The organism is Bacillus sp. AFS001701 (assembly GCF_002559405.1).
GTDB lineage: Bacteria > Bacillota > Bacilli > Bacillales > Bacillaceae_G > Gottfriedia.
Genome location: NZ_NTZO01000659.1, coordinates 1 through 674, shown reverse-complemented (window position 1 = coordinate 674; position 674 = coordinate 1). Strand labels below are relative to the sequence as shown.

Here is a 674-nt window from a genome sequence, read left to right as displayed (position 1 = left end):
CTTGAAGAACTTAAATAATCAAAAATGATCTTTGTGGTTCGATTTTAATTGAAACTGAATTTAGAAAGTCAATCAAACAAAATTTATGTGCCCTTTACCAATCGAAGGCATAGGGCATAATTTTTTCATTCGAAGATGTTTTTTGACAGTTTGATACATTGTTTATATTATAAATTACGAAATAATATTTCGGTCGAAAACTTACAATAACGTATTAATCTATACTAGAAAACTAATTATGAGATAATTTTGATTTCACAAATTATACATAATTAGTTATGTAAGCGTTGCCAAAAGTTAAATTTTACCATACAATAGAGCCATATATAAACAGGCCAATAAAATATTTTTTTAATAAAATAACTAAATAGAATTAAAGAGACAATATTAAAATTTGGTATAAACGTTGTTTTATAGACGTAAGATAAGAATATTTATATAGGAATATTAGGGGTGAGTGAGAGTGTTTCGTGTTATTCATACAAAAGAAGAGAATAATTTATTTAACGAGCTTTGGGGAGATTTTTGTGAAGAAAACGAAATATCTTTCTTAGAAAGAAGTAATGAAGTTACTCGTTATGGAATTTGTAATTCGGATAAAAAGTTAATTGGTACCCTCGAGTTTAGTAAATATAATATTGAAAATGAGGAGAAAAATAAATATTATTATAATT

General features: G+C 25.1%; 1 pseudogene. It reads left to right on the top strand.

From position 1 onward, the window contains the following. Positions 1–463: 463 nt before the first annotated feature. A pseudogene (locus CN514_RS24460) lies at positions 464–674 on the top strand (hypothetical protein); the annotation flags it as partial.